General features: G+C 55.3%; 19 protein-coding genes and 2 tRNA genes. 14 read left to right on the top strand and 7 right to left on the bottom strand.

Annotated features, from left to right (window positions below; translation table 11 throughout):
* The first annotated feature begins 131 nt into the window (after positions 1-131).
* Together AUP42_RS11730 and AUP42_RS11725 are read left to right on the top strand one after the other, a co-directional pair.
* Positions 132-941, top strand: coding sequence for an enoyl-CoA hydratase (locus tag AUP42_RS11730; RefSeq protein ID WP_062951796.1), 810 nt, complete (start codon positions 132-134; stop codon positions 939-941).
* An 88-nt stretch (positions 942-1029) separates the two neighbouring features.
* Positions 1030-1665: a LysE family translocator gene (locus AUP42_RS11725; RefSeq protein WP_062951795.1), complete on the top strand. Its 636-nt coding sequence runs from the start codon at positions 1030-1032 to the stop codon at positions 1663-1665.
* Here the strand turns inward: AUP42_RS11725 and AUP42_RS11720 are convergent.
* On the bottom strand, positions 1637-2518 hold the full coding sequence (locus tag AUP42_RS11720) for a sulfite oxidase heme-binding subunit YedZ (RefSeq protein WP_062951794.1): 882 nt from the start codon (positions 2516-2518) through the stop codon (positions 1637-1639). The genes AUP42_RS11725 and AUP42_RS11720 overlap by 29 nt on opposite strands.
* 208 nt (positions 2519-2726) lie before the next feature.
* Between AUP42_RS11720 and AUP42_RS11715 the strand changes: the two genes are divergently transcribed.
* On the top strand, positions 2727-3170 hold the full coding sequence (locus AUP42_RS11715; protein WP_062951892.1) for a CoA-binding protein: 444 nt from the start codon (positions 2727-2729) through the stop codon (positions 3168-3170).
* A gap of 77 nt (positions 3171-3247) precedes the next feature.
* Here AUP42_RS11715 and AUP42_RS11710 read toward each other — a convergent pair whose 3' ends face one another.
* Complete coding sequence (locus tag AUP42_RS11710; RefSeq protein ID WP_231858253.1) at positions 3248-3676, bottom strand: hypothetical protein; 429 nt, start codon at positions 3674-3676, stop codon at positions 3248-3250.
* Between the two features lie 386 nt (positions 3677-4062).
* Positions 4063-4962, bottom strand: a complete 900-nt coding sequence (locus AUP42_RS11705) for an OmpA family protein (RefSeq protein ID WP_062951792.1) — start codon at positions 4960-4962, stop codon at positions 4063-4065.
* A gap of 242 nt (positions 4963-5204) precedes the next feature.
* Here AUP42_RS11705 and AUP42_RS11700 point away from each other — a divergent pair, with 242 nt between their 5' ends.
* The 3 genes from AUP42_RS11700 to AUP42_RS11690 all read left to right on the top strand — a co-directional run bounded on the left by AUP42_RS11700 (position 5205) and on the right by AUP42_RS11690 (position 7372).
* A complete protein-coding gene (locus AUP42_RS11700) occupies positions 5205-6200 on the top strand; it encodes a mechanosensitive ion channel family protein (RefSeq protein WP_082824755.1) in 996 nt (331 codons plus the stop codon).
* A gap of 164 nt (positions 6201-6364) precedes the next feature.
* Entirely contained in the window at positions 6365-6946 is a 582-nt protein-coding gene (locus tag AUP42_RS11695) for a DJ-1/PfpI family protein (RefSeq protein ID WP_062951790.1), read from the top strand.
* A gap of 39 nt (positions 6947-6985) precedes the next feature.
* Positions 6986-7372 carry a ribbon-helix-helix domain-containing protein gene (locus AUP42_RS11690; RefSeq protein ID WP_231858252.1) on the top strand — a complete coding sequence of 129 codons (387 nt, stop codon included), beginning with the start codon at positions 6986-6988 and terminating at the stop codon, positions 7370-7372.
* 24 nt (positions 7373-7396) lie between these two features.
* Here the strand turns inward: AUP42_RS11690 and AUP42_RS11685 are convergent, their stop codons facing one another.
* From AUP42_RS11685 to pyk, 3 genes are all read right to left on the bottom strand, one after another.
* Positions 7397-8338, bottom strand: coding sequence for a hypothetical protein (locus AUP42_RS11685; RefSeq protein ID WP_062951788.1), 942 nt, complete (start codon positions 8336-8338; stop codon positions 7397-7399).
* A gap of 5 nt (positions 8339-8343) precedes the next feature.
* A complete protein-coding gene (locus AUP42_RS11680) occupies positions 8344-9807 on the bottom strand; it encodes a DUF2336 domain-containing protein (protein WP_062951787.1) in 1464 nt (487 codons plus the stop codon).
* Between the two features lie 346 nt (positions 9808-10153).
* Positions 10154-11578, bottom strand: a complete 1425-nt coding sequence (gene pyk / locus AUP42_RS11675) for a pyruvate kinase (protein WP_062951786.1) — start codon at positions 11576-11578, stop codon at positions 10154-10156.
* Positions 11579-11887: 309 nt separating this feature from the next.
* Between pyk and AUP42_RS11670 the strand changes: the two genes are divergently transcribed.
* From AUP42_RS11670 to AUP42_RS11660, 3 genes are all read left to right on the top strand, one after another.
* Positions 11888-12382: a deoxycytidylate deaminase gene (locus tag AUP42_RS11670; protein ID WP_062951785.1), complete on the top strand. Its 495-nt coding sequence runs from the start codon at positions 11888-11890 to the stop codon at positions 12380-12382.
* A gap of 278 nt (positions 12383-12660) precedes the next feature.
* Complete coding sequence (locus AUP42_RS11665; protein ID WP_007091654.1) at positions 12661-13155, top strand: response regulator; 495 nt, start codon at positions 12661-12663, stop codon at positions 13153-13155.
* Positions 13155-13703: a hypothetical protein gene (locus AUP42_RS11660; protein WP_062951784.1), complete on the top strand. Its 549-nt coding sequence runs from the start codon at positions 13155-13157 to the stop codon at positions 13701-13703. The genes AUP42_RS11665 and AUP42_RS11660 overlap by 1 nt, the downstream gene beginning before the upstream one ends.
* A gap of 51 nt (positions 13704-13754) precedes the next feature.
* On the opposite strand, the gene AUP42_RS11655 is transcribed toward AUP42_RS11660, so the two are convergent.
* The gene (locus AUP42_RS11655) at positions 13755-14099 is read right to left on the bottom strand and encodes a hypothetical protein (RefSeq protein WP_156484607.1); all 345 of its coding nucleotides are present in this window, start codon (positions 14097-14099) and stop codon (positions 13755-13757) included.
* 256 nt (positions 14100-14355) lie between these two features.
* Here AUP42_RS11655 and AUP42_RS11650 point away from each other — a divergent pair.
* The 5 genes from AUP42_RS11650 (at position 14356) to nikC (ending at position 18743) form a co-directional block, all read left to right on the top strand.
* Positions 14356-14432, top strand: a tRNA-Asp gene (locus tag AUP42_RS11650).
* A 332-nt stretch (positions 14433-14764) separates the two neighbouring features.
* Positions 14765-14841, top strand: a tRNA-Asp gene (locus AUP42_RS11645).
* Between the two features lie 299 nt (positions 14842-15140).
* Positions 15141-16730: an ABC transporter substrate-binding protein gene (locus tag AUP42_RS11640; RefSeq protein ID WP_062951782.1), complete on the top strand. Its 1590-nt coding sequence runs from the start codon at positions 15141-15143 to the stop codon at positions 16728-16730.
* 15 nt (positions 16731-16745) lie between these two features.
* A complete protein-coding gene (locus tag AUP42_RS11635) occupies positions 16746-17813 on the top strand; it encodes an ABC transporter permease (protein WP_082824745.1) in 1068 nt (355 codons plus the stop codon).
* 6 nt (positions 17814-17819) lie between these two features.
* Positions 17820-18743 (top strand): nickel transporter permease, encoded by a 924-nt coding sequence (nikC, locus tag AUP42_RS11630; RefSeq protein WP_062951781.1) that lies wholly within the window; start codon positions 17820-17822, stop codon positions 18741-18743.

The following is an 18743-nucleotide window of genomic DNA, read 5'->3' as shown; positions in this document are numbered from 1 at the left end:
CGTCGCCCGGCATGAAGCAGTCTTTTTGCATTTTTGGTTTTCAACAAAACCGGGACGTGAAATTCTACAACGACAATATACTGACGCAAAAGTAAAAAACCTGCAGTGCGCGCCATCACAGGGAGGCCCGAATGACCAGCAATTCCCCCACCAGCCATACTGATGCAAACGAACTTGTCCTGCGCGAGGATCAAGGTCCGGTCGCGACACTGACCCTGAATGCCCCGCAAAGCCGCAACGCCCTGTCAGGGGCGATGATGGGAGCCCTCCATACAGCGCTGGACAAAATCGCCAATGACGAAACCATCCGTTGCGTGATCCTTGCTGCAAACGGCCCGGCCTTTTGCGCCGGACACGATCTTAAGGAAATGAACGGGATTTCAGCCTGTGACGGCCACGCCGCCCTGTTTTCACAATGCAGCGCCTTGATGATGCGGATTGTGACCCTGCCCCAGCCGGTGATCGCACGGGTTCACGCCGTGGCCACGGCCGCCGGGTGCCAACTGGTAGCAAGCTGTGATCTGGCGGTCGCCGGATCATATGCGAAATTCGCCACGCCCGGGGTCAATATCGGGCTGTTCTGTTCGACCCCGATGGTCGCACTCAGCCGCAATGTATCGCGCAAACACGCGATGCGCATGTTACTGACGGGCGACCCGATTGATGCGCAAACCGCCTGGCAGATGGGGCTGATTTCCGATGTCGTTGAAGATGACGATCTGATCACCGCCACCGATGATCTTGCCAAACGGATCGCATCGCGTTCGGGCATGACGGTCAAACTGGGCAAGGAAGCATTCTATCGCCAGCTCGAAATGCCATTATCGGCGGCCTATGATTACGCATCCGGGGTGATGACCGAAAACATGCAAAAACATGACGCCCGTGAAGGCATCGAGGCCTTTGTTGAAAAACGCCATCCGGAATGGCGCCACGAATGATTGCTTTGCTACCTGTGACTTTGCCCTCGACTTCGCAATCGGGATCAGGATTTATGATTGGATGAAAAGCACCTGAAGGAGGGTAAAGATGAATCTTGAAATCTGGCTGGCCTTCGTTCTGGCCTGCACAATCGTTCTGGCCATTCCCGGCCCGACCATCATGCTTGTGGTCAGCTACGCCCTTGGCAAGGGACGCCAGACCGCATGGGCAACTGTTCCCGGTGTGGCGCTTGGCGATCTGACGGCGATGACGATTTCGCTGGCTGGTGCTGGTGCATTGCTGGCGGCGTCGGCAAATGCCTTTACGGTGCTTAAACTGTGCGGGGCGGGTTATCTGATTTATCTTGGCATCAAGATGCTGCGGGAAAAACCGGGCACACTTGAAGACAATCCCGATGCCAAACGCAACCGGCCGTCCCGCATGTTCCTGCAGGCCTATATCGTGACGGCCCTGAACCCTAAGGGGATCGTGTTCTTTATCGCCTTTGTGCCGCAATTCGTGAATGCGTCAATGCCGGTTGTTCCCCAATTCGTCATCATGACGGCGACCTTCGTCTCGCTGGCGGCGGTCAATGTTGCGATCTGGGCAATCATGGCCGGTGCCCTGCGCGAAAAATTCCGTAACCCAGCCGCCATGCGCCGCCTGACGCGTGCCGGGGGTGCCGTCATGATTGGTGCGGGCCTTCTGACCGCCCTTACCCGCCGCGCGAGCGCTGCGGTCTGACAAACAGGCTCGATGCGATCTGGCCAAGCCATTCACGGCCAATCGCATCGCGCCCGAACAGGCTGATGACTGCAACGAACAACCCGCTCAGCAGCACATTCCATGCCGGGCGCAATGGCCACATGAATTCAAGATTGGCGGCAAAAACAGCCGATGGCGGTACACCGGTCGCCAATCCGTACCACGCATATTCGATCCCTGCGGTTGCCAGCCCCGCCAGAACCGCAATTGATACCAGAACAAGCGGCGATCGCAGCGACCAGTCACGGGCATGCGCTATGCGATACAGCATCAGGGCGACAAAGAATCCCGACATCAGGGTCGCTTCGCTGACATCAATTTTCGACTGCATGAAGAAATGAAGGGCCGCAAGAACACCGATGCCATAGCTGATGCTGTGCAATCGGCTCCAGTTCTTGCCCAGACTGCGCATCGCTGATTTGGTTGACGTCACCCCAAGGATGACAAGCCCCGTCAGCGCCACAAAGCCGATGGTCAGATAAATCCGCACCAGAATTTCATTGGCAACGCGCAAGACATCCCACGACTGGCTCAGCATATATAACAACAGATGGATCACGGCATATGCCAGGGCGGCCAAACCGACCTGACGCCGGATCTGGACAAGCTTGCTCGCGCGTGTAATCCGGCGAAGCGGCGTGATCAGAAGCGAGATCAGCAACATTCTGATTGCCCAGTCCCCGCTTTCAAGGATCGCTTCCTTGACCGGAATGGTCGCTCCGCCTTCGGCAATGACCGGCCATAGAATGAAACAGCCCGGCACAAGCAGCAAAACAAACACGGTCAGTTTGAAAACCGAAAATCTGCCGGACGGATCAAGCCACGGATACATGCAGGGCACCTTTGATATTTTGCGCGTTTGGAATCATATCCCTTACTCAACCCGGTTTTTCACGCCCCGTCAGTTAAATCCGCCATCAACTTTCTGCGAGCGCCGCGGCATCACACAATCCCGACGCCAGAAGATTGCGGCAGCAGATCAAAACCTTATGTATCATACAGATATAACGATGCCGTATCGCAAACCAAAGGCAGATGACATGAGCGATTTTAAAAATCCCGACGACAATGCCACCCAGGCACTGCTTGAACGTACCAGAACCATTGCACTGGTCGGTGCCAGCCCGAAACCCGAACGCCCGTCAAACGGCGTTATGAAGTTCCTGCTGTCGCGCGGCTATCACGTTATCCCGGTCAATCCCGGTCAGGCAGGTGGTGAGATCCATGGCCAGAAAGTCGTCGCCACCTTGGGCGATATTTCCGAACCGGTCGATATGGTCGATATCTTCCGCAATAGCGAGGATGCCGGTGGTGTGGTTGACGAGGCGATCGCGATAGGTGCCAAATCCATCTGGATGCAGCTTGGCGTGATCAATGTCGGTGCCGCGACCCGCGCACAGGATGCCGGGCTTGATGTCGTGATGAACCGCTGCCCCGCGATTGAAATTCCCCGGCTGTTTGCCCCGGACTGGAAAGTCGCCTGAGCAATCATTCACCGGGACAGAAAAACCAAAAGGCACTGCATTAGCAGTGCCTTTTCTTTGCTCTCAGCAGGCCATCATCAGCCGCGACCGCAGATTTTCATAAGATCGGGGACAAGCCCCTGATTGCCGATAAAGACCGGCTGTACCGCGCTTGTTACCGTATAGGTGGTCGTGGCTTCGTTCACCAGCGGATCGTAAAGACCGGCCGTTTCCATAACCAGCGACATCACACCATCGGACTTGATCCGAAGTGCTGCAAACCCGTTGGCATATTCGGTACGCGCGCATTCTTTGCCAAGAATCTGGTCAAACTGTTCGACCAGCGCATAACGCGGGTTTTCGACCAGATGATCGCGTTTGGCGACGGCTCCGGCAATCAAACCCGCACGGGGGATATATTTGCCAAACCGGACTTGCGATTGAACGATATATCCATCGGGGAAATAGACCGCGACATCTTCCGCAAGAAGAATCCGGTCGCCAACAACCTGGCCGGACCGCAGCAACGCCTTGATTCGTTTGCCGGGTATTTCGCCAGAGAATACATTGAAGCTAAGATATTTTCCGTCACCGCGCTCGGCAGCATACAACTTCTCAAAAGGAACCGGTGGCGTCTTATCTGCAGCTTGACCTTGCTCGGCGAAACTTCCTGAGATTACCAAAACGGCCATCGCGCAGATACCGGCACCGCGCAATGAACGGCACAAATTTCTGATCATTTTCCCCCGTCTCTCCCTTTCGCGGCTGGGATGTCTCGCAGACATTAGGTGTATTGCGCCCAATTTCAACCGTTATTCACATGCCCGACTGTGTATTTGATCGAGTTTCCATAAAAAACAACGGGGTGGCATAATGCCACCCCGTTGCCAAAGATTTGGTAAATGACCGCGAATTAGTCGATCGAGATCGTCACACGACGGTTACGCGGTTCGCGAACACCATCCGGAGTCGGGATCAGCAGTTCGCCTTCACCAACGGCCTCGCTGTCGACCTTGTCAGCCGTAACACCACGATTGGTCAGCTCGGACAGTGCTGCGGCCGCACGACGCTCGGACAGGCCCTGGTTGTAGGTTGCCGGACCAGACGCATCGGTATGGCCAACAACGGTAACGTTGCTCATGCTCGAAGCCCACTGCTCGGCAGCGGCATCAAGAACACGCTCGGAAACCGGGGTGATGGCGGTGCTGTCAAAGTCGAAGAAGATGGTGAACAGACGCGGTGCTGCTGCAACCGGTGCCGGGGTGGCAACCATTTCAGGCTCCGCACGAAGTTCGGCCATCGCGGCTTCGAAATCTTTCCAGCACTGGCTGATCAGCTCGGTCTGCCAACCTTCTTCGCTTTCTTCAATCCAGCAATCGTAACGGGCCTGCGCAATTGCGGCAGTATCCGGTTTTTCTTCACGCTTGCCATCGTCAAGAAGCGCGATCAGTTCATCACGAACTGCACGTTTCTGTGCGATTTCTTCGGCGTCAAAACGCCAGTTGGCCGGATCTTCCGGAAGGATGGTTTCGTTTTCAGCGACTTTGCCTGCTTTCTTCGCAAAGAAGTCGGCGTCGAAGAAATCGTACCATTCGTCGGCTTCACGCTGTGCGTAGGCGATATATTCGGCTTTAAGCGCCTTGCCAAATGCGGTGGTCGGCTCGGCACCGGTCACGGCTTCATTGACAGAGCTGCCATAGGTCAGCGGGTTACCACCGTACATGACGGCCGTACCCGAATTGTCGACACTGCTACACGCGCTAAGAAGGGCGACGCCCCCGATAGCACAAATAAAAGACGGACGAAGCTGCATGTTTTTGCCCCTATAGTTCAGGTTGTTATTCAGTAACCTACAATATCACCAATGATGGTCATATTATGTCTCTAAACGACCGAAAATGCGAAAAGTTCCATGACATTAGGTTCAAGTGGTATTTTGAGGTCACTTTTCAAGATCGCCTAAACCTGCGATGCTACCAGTTAATACGGTAGTATGATTAAACTAGACTACAACTTTGGCACCGAGCAAGCGAGGTTTAAATGATGGAAACAGATATGGCGACAATTGCAGAGATGCTGAAAGCATTTGCGCTGGGGTTCGGACTGGACCTGCTTGGCGCAATTCTTATTCTGATTGTCGGCTGGTGGGTTGCCGGTCGTGCGGCAGCATTGGTTCGTCATTCTCTCAGAAACGCAAAATTTGTCGACACGACGATCAAGCCGCTGGCCGCAAGCATCGTACGCTATGTGATTCTGATCATTGTCCTGATCGCAGTCCTTTCGAACTTCGGTGTGCAAACCGCAAGCATCATCGCCGTTCTGGGTGCCGCCGGTCTCGCCATCGGTCTGGCTCTGCAAGGTACATTGTCCAATATTGCCGCCGGTGTAATGATCCTGGTCCTGCGTCCGTTAAAGGTCGACGAATTTGTTGAAGCAGGTTCCGTTTCGGGCACGGTCGTTGAAATCACCCTGTTCACCACACTGTTTAAAACAGCCGATGGTGTGTTTATTTCCGCCCCGAATTCGCAAATCTGGAACAGCGCGATCAAAAACTATTCGCGGAATCCGACCCGCCGTCTGGATATCAAGGTTGGTATTTCCTATGACGATGATGTCGATGCCGCACTCGACTTCCTTAAAAATCTGGTCGCAAGCGATCCACGCGTCTTGAAAGATCCGGAACCCATGAGTTTCGTTGCGACCCTTGGCGAAAGCTCGGTTGATCTGACCGCACGCGGCTGGACCAATACGGCGGATTTCTGGGTGACCTTCTGGGACCTCAGCCGCCGCTCGAAAACCGAACTGGAAGCAGCCGGTTTCTCGATTCCCTTCCCGCAACGCGATCTGCATATCAAGGAAGGTGCCGAAACGGCATCAACGGCCGCTCCGGCCAAAGCTGCCCCTGCCACATCGACCCCGGCGAAAAAGCCCGCAGCGCGCAGCACCGCAGCCAAACCGGCAACCAAGACAGCCGCGACAAAAACCGCCGCAACCAAATCCACGGCTGCCAAAAAACCCGCAGCCAGCAAATCAACAACGACCAAAAGCTGATTTGTCATAAAAATTTGATCTGCCAAAGGCGGCCCCACCGGGCCGTCTTTTTTTATTTTGCGCAGCCCTTCCCAATCGTTTTCGCGCGTAGTAGCCCGCTGTTACCCGCTGATCCCCGCCATGGTCTATAGTTTCAGGATCACACCAAACGGGAGGATAAAATAATGTCAGCGAAAAAAATCCTGATGCTGGTCGGCGATTATGCCGAAGATTACGAAACCATGGTTCCGTTCCAGACCCTGCTTGCCGTCGGTCATTCGGTTGATGCTGTCTGTCCGGACAAAAAGGCCGGTGACACCGTTGCAACCGCCATTCACGACTTTGAAGGCGATCAGACTTACAGCGAAAAACGTGGTCACAATTTTGCACTGAATGCCGATTTCGCCAAAGCCCGCGTCGAAGATTACGACGCCCTTCTGATTCCTGGCGGCCGTGCACCGGAATATCTGCGCCTGAACGAGGATGTCATCCGTCTGGTCCGTGACTTCAACGATGCCGACAAACCGATTGCCGCCGTCTGCCACGGTGCGCAAATTCTGGCCGCTGCCGATATCATCAAGGACCGTCGTGTATCGGCTTACCCGGCCTGCGCCCCCGAAGTACGCCTTGCTGGCGGGACCTATGCCGAAATCGCGATTGATGATGCCTGCATCGATGGCAATCTCGTCACCGCCCCGGCATGGCCAGCCCATCCGAAATGGCTGGCCGGGTTCCTGACCTTGCTGGGTACCGAAATCACCCACTAAGGTGTTTTCGCGCAATCACTGATTGCGTTTCCGGGCCATATGCCGGACCATAAACCTGTAACCGACCACCGGCGTCATATCGCCGGTGGCAAAACAGGAGAGGTCGTCATCATGTGTCAGATCTATTCCGGCACCGATCCCGAACTTTATCAATCTGTCAGTCGCTCGCTTCGCATCAATGGCATGGTCACGAGTGTCCGGCTCGAACAACGCTTCTGGCAAATCCTTGATGAAATTGCCGCCGGCGAAGGGTTCAGCACACCGCAATTTCTGGGCAAACTGCACGACGAAGTCGTCAGCCAGCGCGATGACATTCCCAACTTCGCATCGCTTCTGCGCGTGGTCTGCACCGTCTATCTTGAACATCAGGCGGGGATCGCGGTCACGCCGGAAACGACAAAACCCGCCAGACGTCTGGCGGGCTGATCAGTTTTTCGGTGTTGTGGTCTGTCAGTTAAGCCAGGACGCAATTTCGCGCGTGCTGAAACCGCCACTTGACTGCATGGATGGCACGCCAGGGCGCCTCAGGACTGGTTGCTGCGGCTTGATGATCGCGTTGCGGCTTTGCAAGCCTGCCGCTGCGCCATAATCCAGTGACGAGCCACCAAACCAGTTTTTTGACGTTTCCGGCACGTCTGTTGTGGCCGTTTTTGCCCGTGCCTTGCTTTCGTATATCCAACGCAATTCCTGTTTCAGGGTCTGGTATTCCGGCGTATCGGGGGCAGAGTTAACCTCGTTAACAATCTGCACCTTGACCATCTGCGGAAACTTGTCGAGCCGCTCCAGCAGCATGAATTTCACGCTTGGCCGCACCGCATCCGAACGCATCAGTTTCATCACCAACCGGCGATAAATATCGATCCGCAGATTGCCATGCGACGCTAGTTCGATAAATTCCTCGACAAATTCACGGGCCGCCATCTTGCCATCAAGAAGGGCACGCAAATTGCCCGCCATAGCCCGGCGATAGGCTTCGCGTATTTCAACAACATGGTTGCTTGCACGATTGCGTACAAGCTGGAAGGCTTCCGGACTGAATGCATTGCGCGACAACAGCTTGGCGCAATCCGCCACCAGCTCGTGCTTGGTTGCATCCGATACGACTTCAAAAACCCCGGTAATCAGTTCCTTGCATTTGGCGTGCGGCCCCATGCGGATCGCCGCGGCCAAGGCCATCGGGCTTTCCGGGTCCTTGGTCGCAATCACGGCAAGCGCAAGCGGATCGTCATACTGCATCAATGCCAGATCATTGCTCAGCAAATGCTCCGGCATCAAAAGGCGCTGCTGCGCCCCTGCCCCCATAACAGTCAGTGGTTCACCGCTAAGATAATTGTCTTTGATGGAAAGGGCATATTTCAACCCGTCGTAGGAGATCCCGAGATCCTTGCGCATCCCGTTTATTCTCCCTTCGGCCCCTGGGGTCGTTCATCCGACAGGCGGCGTGTACGACCAGACTTTTCCGGACTACGTGACGATGTCGCACCCGCAGCACGACCACGTGGTCCGGAAGGCTGAAGCTCGTTGAAGAAATCGATATACCAGTCCATATCCGTCGATGCCATGGCATAACGGCCGCCCGCAGCCGGACGCTCGATGCTGTCTTCGGGGATTGCAGCACTCATCTGCAAAACGACGGCTGACGGGGCTGACATGCCCGCACGCCATGCCAGCGCGGTGATCGCGCGTGCACTTCCCGAATCAAGGATTTTGGAAACGATTGCCGCAGGCATCTGCGCATAATGCGCAAGGCTCTGAACCACAAGGGCGTCTTCATTGCGCGAGAGCGCATCAAGAATGTAATGATCAATGGTTACCGGCTCGGCAACGCCGCCCTGCTCGCCCGCGTCATCCTGCATCGCATCGTCAAGATCATGCTCGGACGATACCGGTGCCGTGCGATTCACGATACGGTTTTCGAACTTTGCCTTTTCAATGCGCTGACGCACCGACTGGCGCATGGCACGCGCCACTTCGGCCCGCATACGGCCCCGTTCAACCAGCGTATCAAACAGCGACGCCAGAATGAAATGCGCCACACGGCGTTGTGCCTGGCGCGAAATCTTGTTGCGGCCATCCATCATCTCACCAAGCGGTGTTTTGCTGGATGTCTCTTTCTTGCTGCCGAACTGCGGCGTCAAGGCAACCACATTGCGCGGCGCGTCATCCGATGACAGCAACCGGTTCAGCAACCCGCCCTTTTCCTTCTCCGAACGATCCCGTGCCAGACGTGCCTGTGCGGCGGCTTCCTGTTCGGCTTCAAGTTTTTCGGCCGCGGTCTGAACGAATTCGCCGCGCCCGCGCAGAATATCAAGGAAATCCGCATCGCTCAGAAGTTCAACATATTCCCCAAGCGACACCCGGCCAATCGCCGCAATATCCTGACGCAGGCGCATCGCGGCCTGGCGGGTCATATAGGGTGTGTGGCTCAGTTCCTGCTCGATCAGGGCGATGACCTGCGGGCGATAACAATCTGCCATATTGCCGATTGCGGTAACAAACTCCTCGACCATGTCGAGGCGCTCGGACGGGCTAAGCTCGCTCAGATGGCGCCGCAGGCGGCGCGCCACATCCATGCGGACATCGCTGTCAAAATCAGGCTGGCCGTCCTGATCCTCGTCATCATCGACAAGATCGGCAGACATGCGCGCGGCATAATCGATGCCGCTTTGGGCGGCCTGATCATCAGAATCTTTTTTACGCGGGATTCGGGCTGCACGCGAATTTGCCTGCTCCGCCGCGCCAAACTCGTCTGGCGCGATGCTCCGGACCGTTTCCGCCAGATCACGAAGCTTGGCCGCCGACTTGTCGTCAAGCGCACCGTCATCCTTCGATTTCTGCCGATTGAACATCCAGTTCAGCATTATCGCAGCAATTCCCCTGATCCCCTGCCTTGCGGCATATCGGCGCCAACCCCTTGCAACACCGACGTTTTTTATCTGGCCTTGGATTGCTTATAGCAAAGCAATCCTCCCCAAACAACAATACAAGAGCCAAAAACCTTTTAAACTCATGGTCATGGCTCAATCCCCGCAAAACACGAAGATATATGCCATAACACTCTGACTATTACGGCAAACACTCAAAAAAGCATTAACAATACAGTCCACTATCCGGCGATATAACGGGCTTCCCGGTTTTATTCATGCATCGGCATAAAAAACGGGCGGCATATTGCCGCCCGTCCCGTTTCATCGCGCAATGGCCTGATCAGTTTTTCGATGTCAGCCACGCAATGCGCAGAATATTGGTAGCCCCCGGCGTACCGAATGGCACGCCAGCCGTAATCACCAGCGAATCACCGGCACCTGCAAATTCCTCGCGCTTGGCGACTTCGCAGGCAATGCCGACCATTTCGGCAAAGTTGGTGGCATCACGGGTGAATACCGCATGCACGCCCCAGCAAAGCGTCATGCGACGGGCTGTCTGGATTTTCGGTGTCAGACCAAGGATCGGAACTTCCGGCCGTTCACGCGCCGCACGAAGCGATGTCGATCCCGACGTGGTATAGGTCACCACCGCCTTGGCACCAATCGTACCGGCCACCTGACGGGCCGCCGCACTGATCGCGTCCGGCGCGTTATGTTCGGGGTCCGGACGGTTGGCATCGCGCAGACGATAATAAAGTTCGTCCTGTTCGACCCGGATCATGATCCGGTCCATGATGCTGACGGTTTCGATCGGATATTTGCCAACCGCACTTTCCGCCGAAAGCATCACCGCATCGGCACCATCATAAATGGCGGTTGCAACGTCGGATGCCTCGGCACGGGTCGGTGCTGGGTTGCTGACCATAGAATCCAGCATCTGGGTCGCAACAATCACCGGCTTGCCGGCTTCGCGACAGGCCTTGATGATACGTTTCTGCAGGATCGGAACATCTTCCGGCGGGCATTCAACGCCAAGATCGCCACGTGCGACCATGATGATGTCCGAAAGGGCGACGATTTCGTCAAGATGTTCAATCGCCTGCGGCTTTTCCAGTTTGGAAACAATCGCCGCACGACCATTGATAATCTTGCGTGCTTCAGCAACGTCTTCGGGACGCTGGACGAAGGACAGTGCGACGAAATCAACACCCATCTCAAGACCGTAATCCAGATCGATGCGATCCTTATCGGTCAGGGGGGACATCGGCAACATCACGTCAGGCAGGTTAACGCCCTTGCGGTTCGAAAGCGGACCACCGGTGATCACCGTGCATTCGGCCGACTTGCTATCACATTTTTCCACCCGCATGCGCAGCTTGCCATCGTCAAGCAACAGGTTCGCACCTGGCTTGAGTGCTGCGAAAACTTCGGGATGGGGCAACGAAACGCGGTTTTTGTCACCCGGCTTCTTGTCCATGTCAAAATGGAAGGTCGCACCGGCTTCAAGTTCGATCTTCTCGTCGGCAAAAGTACCGCACCTGATCTTCGGGCCCTGCAAATCCATCAGCACGCCAATCGGACGGCCAAGCTTGGCCTCGACTTCACGGATTGTTTCAAAACGCGCCTGATGCTCCGCATGCTCACCATGCGAGAAATTCAGCCGGAATACATCAACACCCGCCTTGACGATCTTTTCCAGAGTTTCCGGATGCGAGCTCGCTGGCCCCAGGGTTGCGATGATCTTCGCCTTACGTTGTCGGCGCATCGGCTATTACCTCTTGTTTTTCGGTTTCCATTGGGTCTCTTCGCTTCGGCCATAGCTTCCCGGCGAGGCGTCGAGACGTCCTGATTTTTTTCTGGGGGTAACCCCTTAATAGTCAATCAAGCCCTGTTTGAATAGGGACTTTTCGCCAAATGCCTTTACAAAAATGTGATTTTTCGCTGGACAATTACAAGCAGGCACTCCTTTAAAGAAGCAGTGCAGCATTTCAAAGCTGGCCGCCGGCCCTGCCCGGCAATCGCATTGGCACCCACGCGATAGAAACAGCGCGCAGACAGATCGGGGACCGGACAAATGAGCAAATGGCATCATCGTTTTCTGGGACTGGCATCCCATATTGCCGAATGGTCAAAGGACCGCAGCACCCAGGTCGGCGCCGTTGTCATCGGCCCCAAAAAGGAAATTCGCGCCGTCGGTTATAACGGTTTTCCGCGCGGCGTTGACGACAATATCGAAAGCCGCCATCAGCGCCCGGAAAAATACGCCTATACCGAACATGCCGAACGCAATGCGATTTATAATGCCAGCTACACCGGCACATCGCTTGACGGGTGCGCACTTTATGTCACCCACTTCCCGTGCTGTGACTGCGCACGCGCCATCATTCAGGCAGGCATCGCCGAGGTCTTTGTCGATAAAAGCAAACTAACACCTGATTTTCTGGAACGCTGGCAGCAGGACATGATCATCTCGACCGAAATGTTTGGCGAGGCAGGTGTCGCCGTTAAGGTCATTGACGAAGAAGGCACAACCGAACCCCTTCCCGATGCCGTTCCGGATCATTCGTGATCGCCCCCTTTTAATTTTGTCCGCTCGCCCAATATACGGTGATCCGTGGGATTACGAGCACGAGCAAAAAGAACGTAAACGTCGTTTGTTCAATACCTGCACAAGGTTAGGCGTCAGTATTTGTCAGATTTTCCTGCTGATAAAACACCGCTTTGGCCTTGCCGCTAATCAGACAAAGGTATAAGCATTTAGTACCACGGTAGTACGATCATCACGCAAAAAAGGTCCTGACCGGAACAAGGACCGGGATCGTGACGACGCACAGGATAGAAGGCCGGATGAGCGCAAAGATCGATTTCAGTAAAATCAGTTTTCTGGTCGTCGACGGCGACAAGATTTCGGCCCAGGTAGTCTTCGATACCCTTTCGTATCTTGGTGCGACAGCCGTACAGCGTGTGCGATCCCCGAACGATGCGTTCGAGGTTCTCCGAACCCAGCAGATTGATATCATCGTCACGGAATGGCGCCTGCGCGGGATGGATGGTCTTGAATTCCTTGATGTTCTCAGGAATTCCGTCAATTCGCCCAACCGCTTCATTCCGGTAATCATGTTGACGGCACATTCGGAGCAACGATACGTCACAACTGCGCGTGATCTCGGCATTACGGAATTTCTTGCCAAACCGTTCAATGCCAAGGCACTTTACAGCAGACTGGTATCGGTCATTACCCGTCCGCGGCATTTCGTGAATACTGGCACCTATTTCGGTCCGGATCGCCGCCGCAGACAGGTCGCCTTCGATGGGCCCGACAGACGGAGCCCTGATGATTAATGACCCATTATGATTGGGGGACCGGAGCAATCGTGACGCCCGAAAAGAAAAAGAAAAAAGCCCAGATCATTCCGCCTCAGACGGATCTGAAGCGGCGTGCGGTCAATTTCGTCAAGGGCTTTGACATCAATCTGTCCCCTGAACAGCTCGAAGAACTCGAAAAAGTCGTTCAGCGCAGCACCGAGACTTTCGTTCGCGATATCGGCAAGGAACTTGCCGATTGCCGGAAACTCGTGGTCGAGGCTGTCAGCAACAACTCAAAGGCACCGGCCGCACTGGAAAACAGTGCCGACCTCGCCTATTCGGTCAAGGCACTTGGCGGCACGTTCCAGTATCCGCTGATGACGCAAATTGCAAAATCGCTTGAGATTTTTGTTGCGGACCGGACGACTGCCAACATGAAGCAGCTTCTGGTCATTCAGCTTCACATTGATTCTCTTTATGTCATTCTGGCAAGCCGCGTCACCGGGTTTGGCACCACCGTCGAACAGGCAACTGTCGCCGCCCTGACAAAGCTTGCCGAACGCTACGAATTACCGCGCGAATAACCGGATTTTCGGGATGCGGTGACAGCCCGCCATCGGCAGCACATTTCAATTTCACTGTGCATCCCTGCCCCCGTTTATTACCGGGAAAATCATCTGCCTGGCCGCATTCCGGTCGTCGTCATCAATGGCGCGGTCGATATGCGCATCAATCCGTTCCAGCCGTTCGGTAATATCGGGCAGACGATCCATGATCCATTGCCGGACATCATCATTGTCCCCGGTCAATGCCGCGTTCTGCCCACTCCACAACAGGACCAGACTGCGCACGATACGCAGATCGCACATCGCCATATCGCCCGGACGGGTCGAATACGCCGCCTTTGATGGCTTTGTCGCAAGATGGGTCGCCAAACCGGCGTCTATGTCGTCAAGCACGGCAAGGATCGTATCGGTCATCAGGCCCCCGCTTCGATTATCCACCATCAGGGCCCCCGCCCCGTTTTTGAATCATCCCAAACTTTTACATCTGCTTGCCCGCCTGTACTTTGATCAGCATCAAACAGGCCCCAACACAATCTGCCACCACCCAAGGGATACATTTTACACGACACAAAACGCGCCATGGTGTAGACATCCAAAAAAGTGTCGAACACGATCAAAAAAGGTCTTGCGCCCCCTCGGAGCTGCTGTTAGAAACCGCGCCACACACCGAGCGGGTGTAGCTCAGTTGGTTAGAGCGCCGGCCTGTCACGCCGGAGGCCGCGGGTTCAAGTCCCGTCACTCGCGCCACTTTCCTCCTGATGGAAAGTTCAAAAAAGACGCCACGGTTCGCCGTTGGCGTTTTTTTGTTTCTCATCCCCTTTTTCGTATTGAACTGACATGCCGACGAGCGACTTGGCGTCCATCGCTCATGCGCAACACGTCGCAAAAACAGCCAAGTCGATTTCCCAATCCTGTGCCGCGCGAAAACGGCATTTCCACCCCACCGTCCACGCATTCCGACATCCGGTTTTCAACGCATTTGCAATGCCCCTTTTACCCTGACCAATCAGGGCTTCATTTTTTTGAAAAAAAGCCCTTGCCAGACCGAACCACCCCTTATATAAACCGCGCCACACCAAGCGGGTGTAGCTCAGTTGGTTAGAGCGCCGGCCTGTCACGCCGGAGGCCGCGGGTTCAAGTCCCGTCACTCGCGCCACTCTTCTTAAAGAGTACGGAAAGTCGCTTTAACAGCGGCTTTTTTTGTGCCTGAAATCTGGCCCCTTCTCATCCCAAACTGCTCTCCGGGCCATCCCCGATCCAGTCGTCACAACCGACACGAGAACATGCAAGATACCACATAATATCTTGCGTGCTTTTTAGGCATTCCTGACCGTCTGGTCATTGATTAATCGTATAATTTATGCTTCGCTCTGCAGGTTCTAGTCGAAGATCACGCAGGTCGCCCCACTTAGAATGGCCTGCTGACCCAACAAACAACAAAACGGGAGGCGCAAAATGCGCAGACTGATCGCAGGGCTGGTTCTGGGAACCGCACTGGCTACCACGCCAATGGCCGCACAGGCCGAAACACCGAAAAATGCACTCGTCATGGCGTTTGCCATCGACGATCTCATCACACTTGATCCGGCCGGAATGTTCGAATTTTCCGCCCTGGAATATGCTGGCAACACATATGATCGCCTGATCGGCTTCGATAATGACGACGTCTCGAAAATTTACGGTGTCGTCGCCGAAAGCTGGGACGTCTCCGAAGACGGCCTGACCTTTACCTTCAAGATTCGCGACGGCATCAAATTCGCGTCGGGCAATGACCTGACCGCCGAAGACGCTGCCTTCTCGCTGCAACGTGTTGTCCTGCTTGATCAGTCCCCGGCCTTCATTCTTGGCCAGTTCGGCTTTACCGCCGATAACGTCAAGGACAGGATCCGCGCAACCGACGAAAACACGCTGGTCATGGAAGTCGATCAGCCCTACGCACCAAGCTTCGTGTTGTACTGCCTGACCGCGGGCGTCGGTGCCGTTGTCGACAAGAAAGTCGTTCTTGAACACGAAAAAGACGGCGACCTTGGCGCAGAATGGATGAAAACCAACTATGCCGGTTCCGGTCCGTTCGCCCTGAACAAATGGACCCCGGGTGAAAGCCTCAGCCTGACGGCAAACGAAGATTACTGGGACGGCGCACCGGCCATGAAGCGCGTCATCATCCGCAACGTCAAAGAAGCCGCATCCCAGCAGCTCCTGTTGCAGAAAGGCGATATCGATATCGCGCGTAACCTCGAAGCCGATCAGCTTGCCTCGGTCAAGGGTGACGAAAACATCAAGCTGCTGTCCAAAGGCAAAGGCGCGCTCTGGTATCTTGGCCTGTCGCAGAAAAACGAATTCCTGTCCAAACCGGAAGTTCGCGAAGCGCTCAAATACCTTGTCGATTATGATGGCATCACCCAGACCATCATGGCGGGCCGCGCTCAAACCCATCAGGCATTCCTGCCCGAAGGTTTCCTTGGCGCCTACAACGAAAACCCTTACTCGCTTGACGTCGAAAAAGCCAAGTCGCTGCTTGCTGACGCAGGCCTTGCCGATGGCTTCAAGGTGACCATGGATACGCGTAACACCACGGCAGTGATGTCGATGGCACAATCGATCCAGGCGACCTGGGCACAGGCAGGTATCAATCTGGAAATCATTCCGGGTGATAACAAACAGACCCTGACCAAATACCGCGCCCGTCAGCACGATATCTATATCGGTCGCTGGGGCCCGGATTATCAGGATCCGCACACCAACGCCTCCACCTTTGCGTGGAACCCGGACAATTCCGACGATGCATCGGCCAAGCCACTTGCATGGCGCAACTCCTGGAATCCGGGTGACATGACCGCCGAGGTCGATAAGGCCATTCTTGAACGTGATGGCGAAAAACGTGCTGCAATGTATGTGGACCTTCAGAAAAAGGTTCTCGAAAGCGGTCCGTTCGTGATCATGTTCCAGGAAACCGAAATCGCCGCGATGCGGGGCAATGTGAACAATCTCGTCCTCGGTCCGTCGTTCGATAACAACTATTATCGCTTTGTAACCAAGGACTAAGGAGACAACGGTCGAATGTTCGCCGTTACTCGAAAGGCATCGGACGGGCGCAAACGCGCCCGTCTCTTTTCCCGCACCGGCGCAAGCCTTGTGCGGATCGTCTTCTCGCTGCTGATCACTTTTATCGGCCTGCTGCTGGTCACCTTCCTGATCGGGCGCGTCCTGCCCATTGACCCGGTTCTGGCCGCCGTTGGCGATCATGCCTCCGAACAGGTCTATCAGCGCGTCAAGGAAGAAATGGGCCTGAACCTGCCACTTTGGCAGCAGTTCTTTGTCTATATCAGCAATGTGGTTCAGGGTGATTTCGGAACATCGGTTCTGACGTCAAACCCGGTCCTCGAAGACATCAAGCGCGTCTTCCCCGCCACACTGGAACTGGCCACCCTTGCCACCATCATCGGTGTTTTCCTTGGGGTTCCGGCCGGTGTCTTTGCCGCGATCAACAAGGGCAAATGGCCCGATCATATCGTGCGCATTATCGGGCTTGCAGGGTATTCAATGCCGATCTTCTGGCTGGGCCTGATGGGCCTTCTGGTATTTTACCTGAAACTCGACTGGGTTGCCGGCCCGGGCCGACTGGATGCCTTTTATGTCGATTTCATTGAACCGACCACGGGGCTTATGCTGATCGATACCCTGATCGAAGGCGATATGGATCTGTTCTGGAATGCGGTATCGCATATCATCCTGCCGGCCTCCATCCTTGCCTATTTCTCGCTGGCTTATATCGCGCGCATGACGCGTTCCTTCATGCTCGAACAGCTCAGTCAGGAATACATCCTGACCGCACGGGTAAAGGGTATCTCGGAAACCCGCATCATCTGGCGTCATGCCCTTGGCAATGTGATGGTGCCGCTGGTTACCGTGATTGCGCTGTCTTATGCCAACCTGCTCGAAGGATCGGTTCTGACCGAAATCATCTTTGCCTGGCCGGGACTGGGTCTTTACATCACCAATTCGCTGCTCAATGCCGATATGAATGCGGTTCTGGGCGGTACCGTCGTCGTGGGTGCGGTGTTCATCGGGGTCAATATGCTGTCCGATGTGCTCTATCGCCTGCTTGACCCGCGCGCACGGAGATAGGTCACCATGAATATCTCAAGCACCACCGCAAAACCCGGCCTGAAACAATGGCTGACATCCGATACCCCGCAATCGCGCTGGCAGGCAAAATGCGGTCGCGCATGGCTGGGCTGGCTTAAATTCACGGAAAACAGGCTCGCCATGATCGGCCTGTCGATCGTGCTGGCCCTGATCCTTGTCACCATCTTTGCCCCGCTTCTGGCCCCATATGACCCGCTGGCGGCGGACCTTACAAACCGTATTCAGTCACCCAGTGCCGAACACTGGTTTGGCACCGATCAATTGGGTCGTGATATCCTGTCGCGTCTGATTTACGGCGCGCAATACACCCTGATGATCGTTGCCCTCGTGGTGATTACCGCAGCCCCCGTCGGGCTTCTGGTCGGAACCGCTGCCGGGTTCTTCGGCGGCTGGATTGATGCGACATTGATGCGCATCACCGATATCTTTCTCGCCTTCCCGAAACTGATCCTGGCGCTGGCCTTTGTTTCCGCATTGGGACCGGGGATCGAAAATGCGGTTCTGGCCATTGCACTGACCGCATGGCCACCCTATGCCCGTATTGCGCGCGCCGAAACCATCACCGTCCGCAAATCCGACTATATCGAAGCCGCCCGTTTACAGGGTGTCTCGAATATGGGTCTGATCCTTGGCCACATCACCCCGATGTGCATAAGCTCGCTTGTGGTGCGTGTTACGCTTGATATGGCAGGCATGATCCTGATTGCGGCGGGTCTTGGCTTCCTTGGCCTTGGCGCACAGCCGCCGATGCCCGAATGGGGCGCAATGGTGTCCGAAGGCCGCCAGTTCCTTCTGGAACAATGGTGGGTATCGACCGTGCCGGGCCTTGCAATCTTTATCGTCAGCCTTGGATTCAACCTGCTGGGCGATGGCCTGCGCGATGTTCTTGACCCACGCGGAGGTGACTGA

The sequence above is a fragment of the Thalassospira lucentensis genome (genome assembly GCF_001613805.1).
Taxonomy (GTDB): domain Bacteria; phylum Pseudomonadota; class Alphaproteobacteria; order Rhodospirillales; family Thalassospiraceae; genus Thalassospira; species Thalassospira lucentensis_A.
Note: the sequence above shows the minus strand (reverse complement) of the source record. Positions and strands in the feature narration are given on the sequence as shown.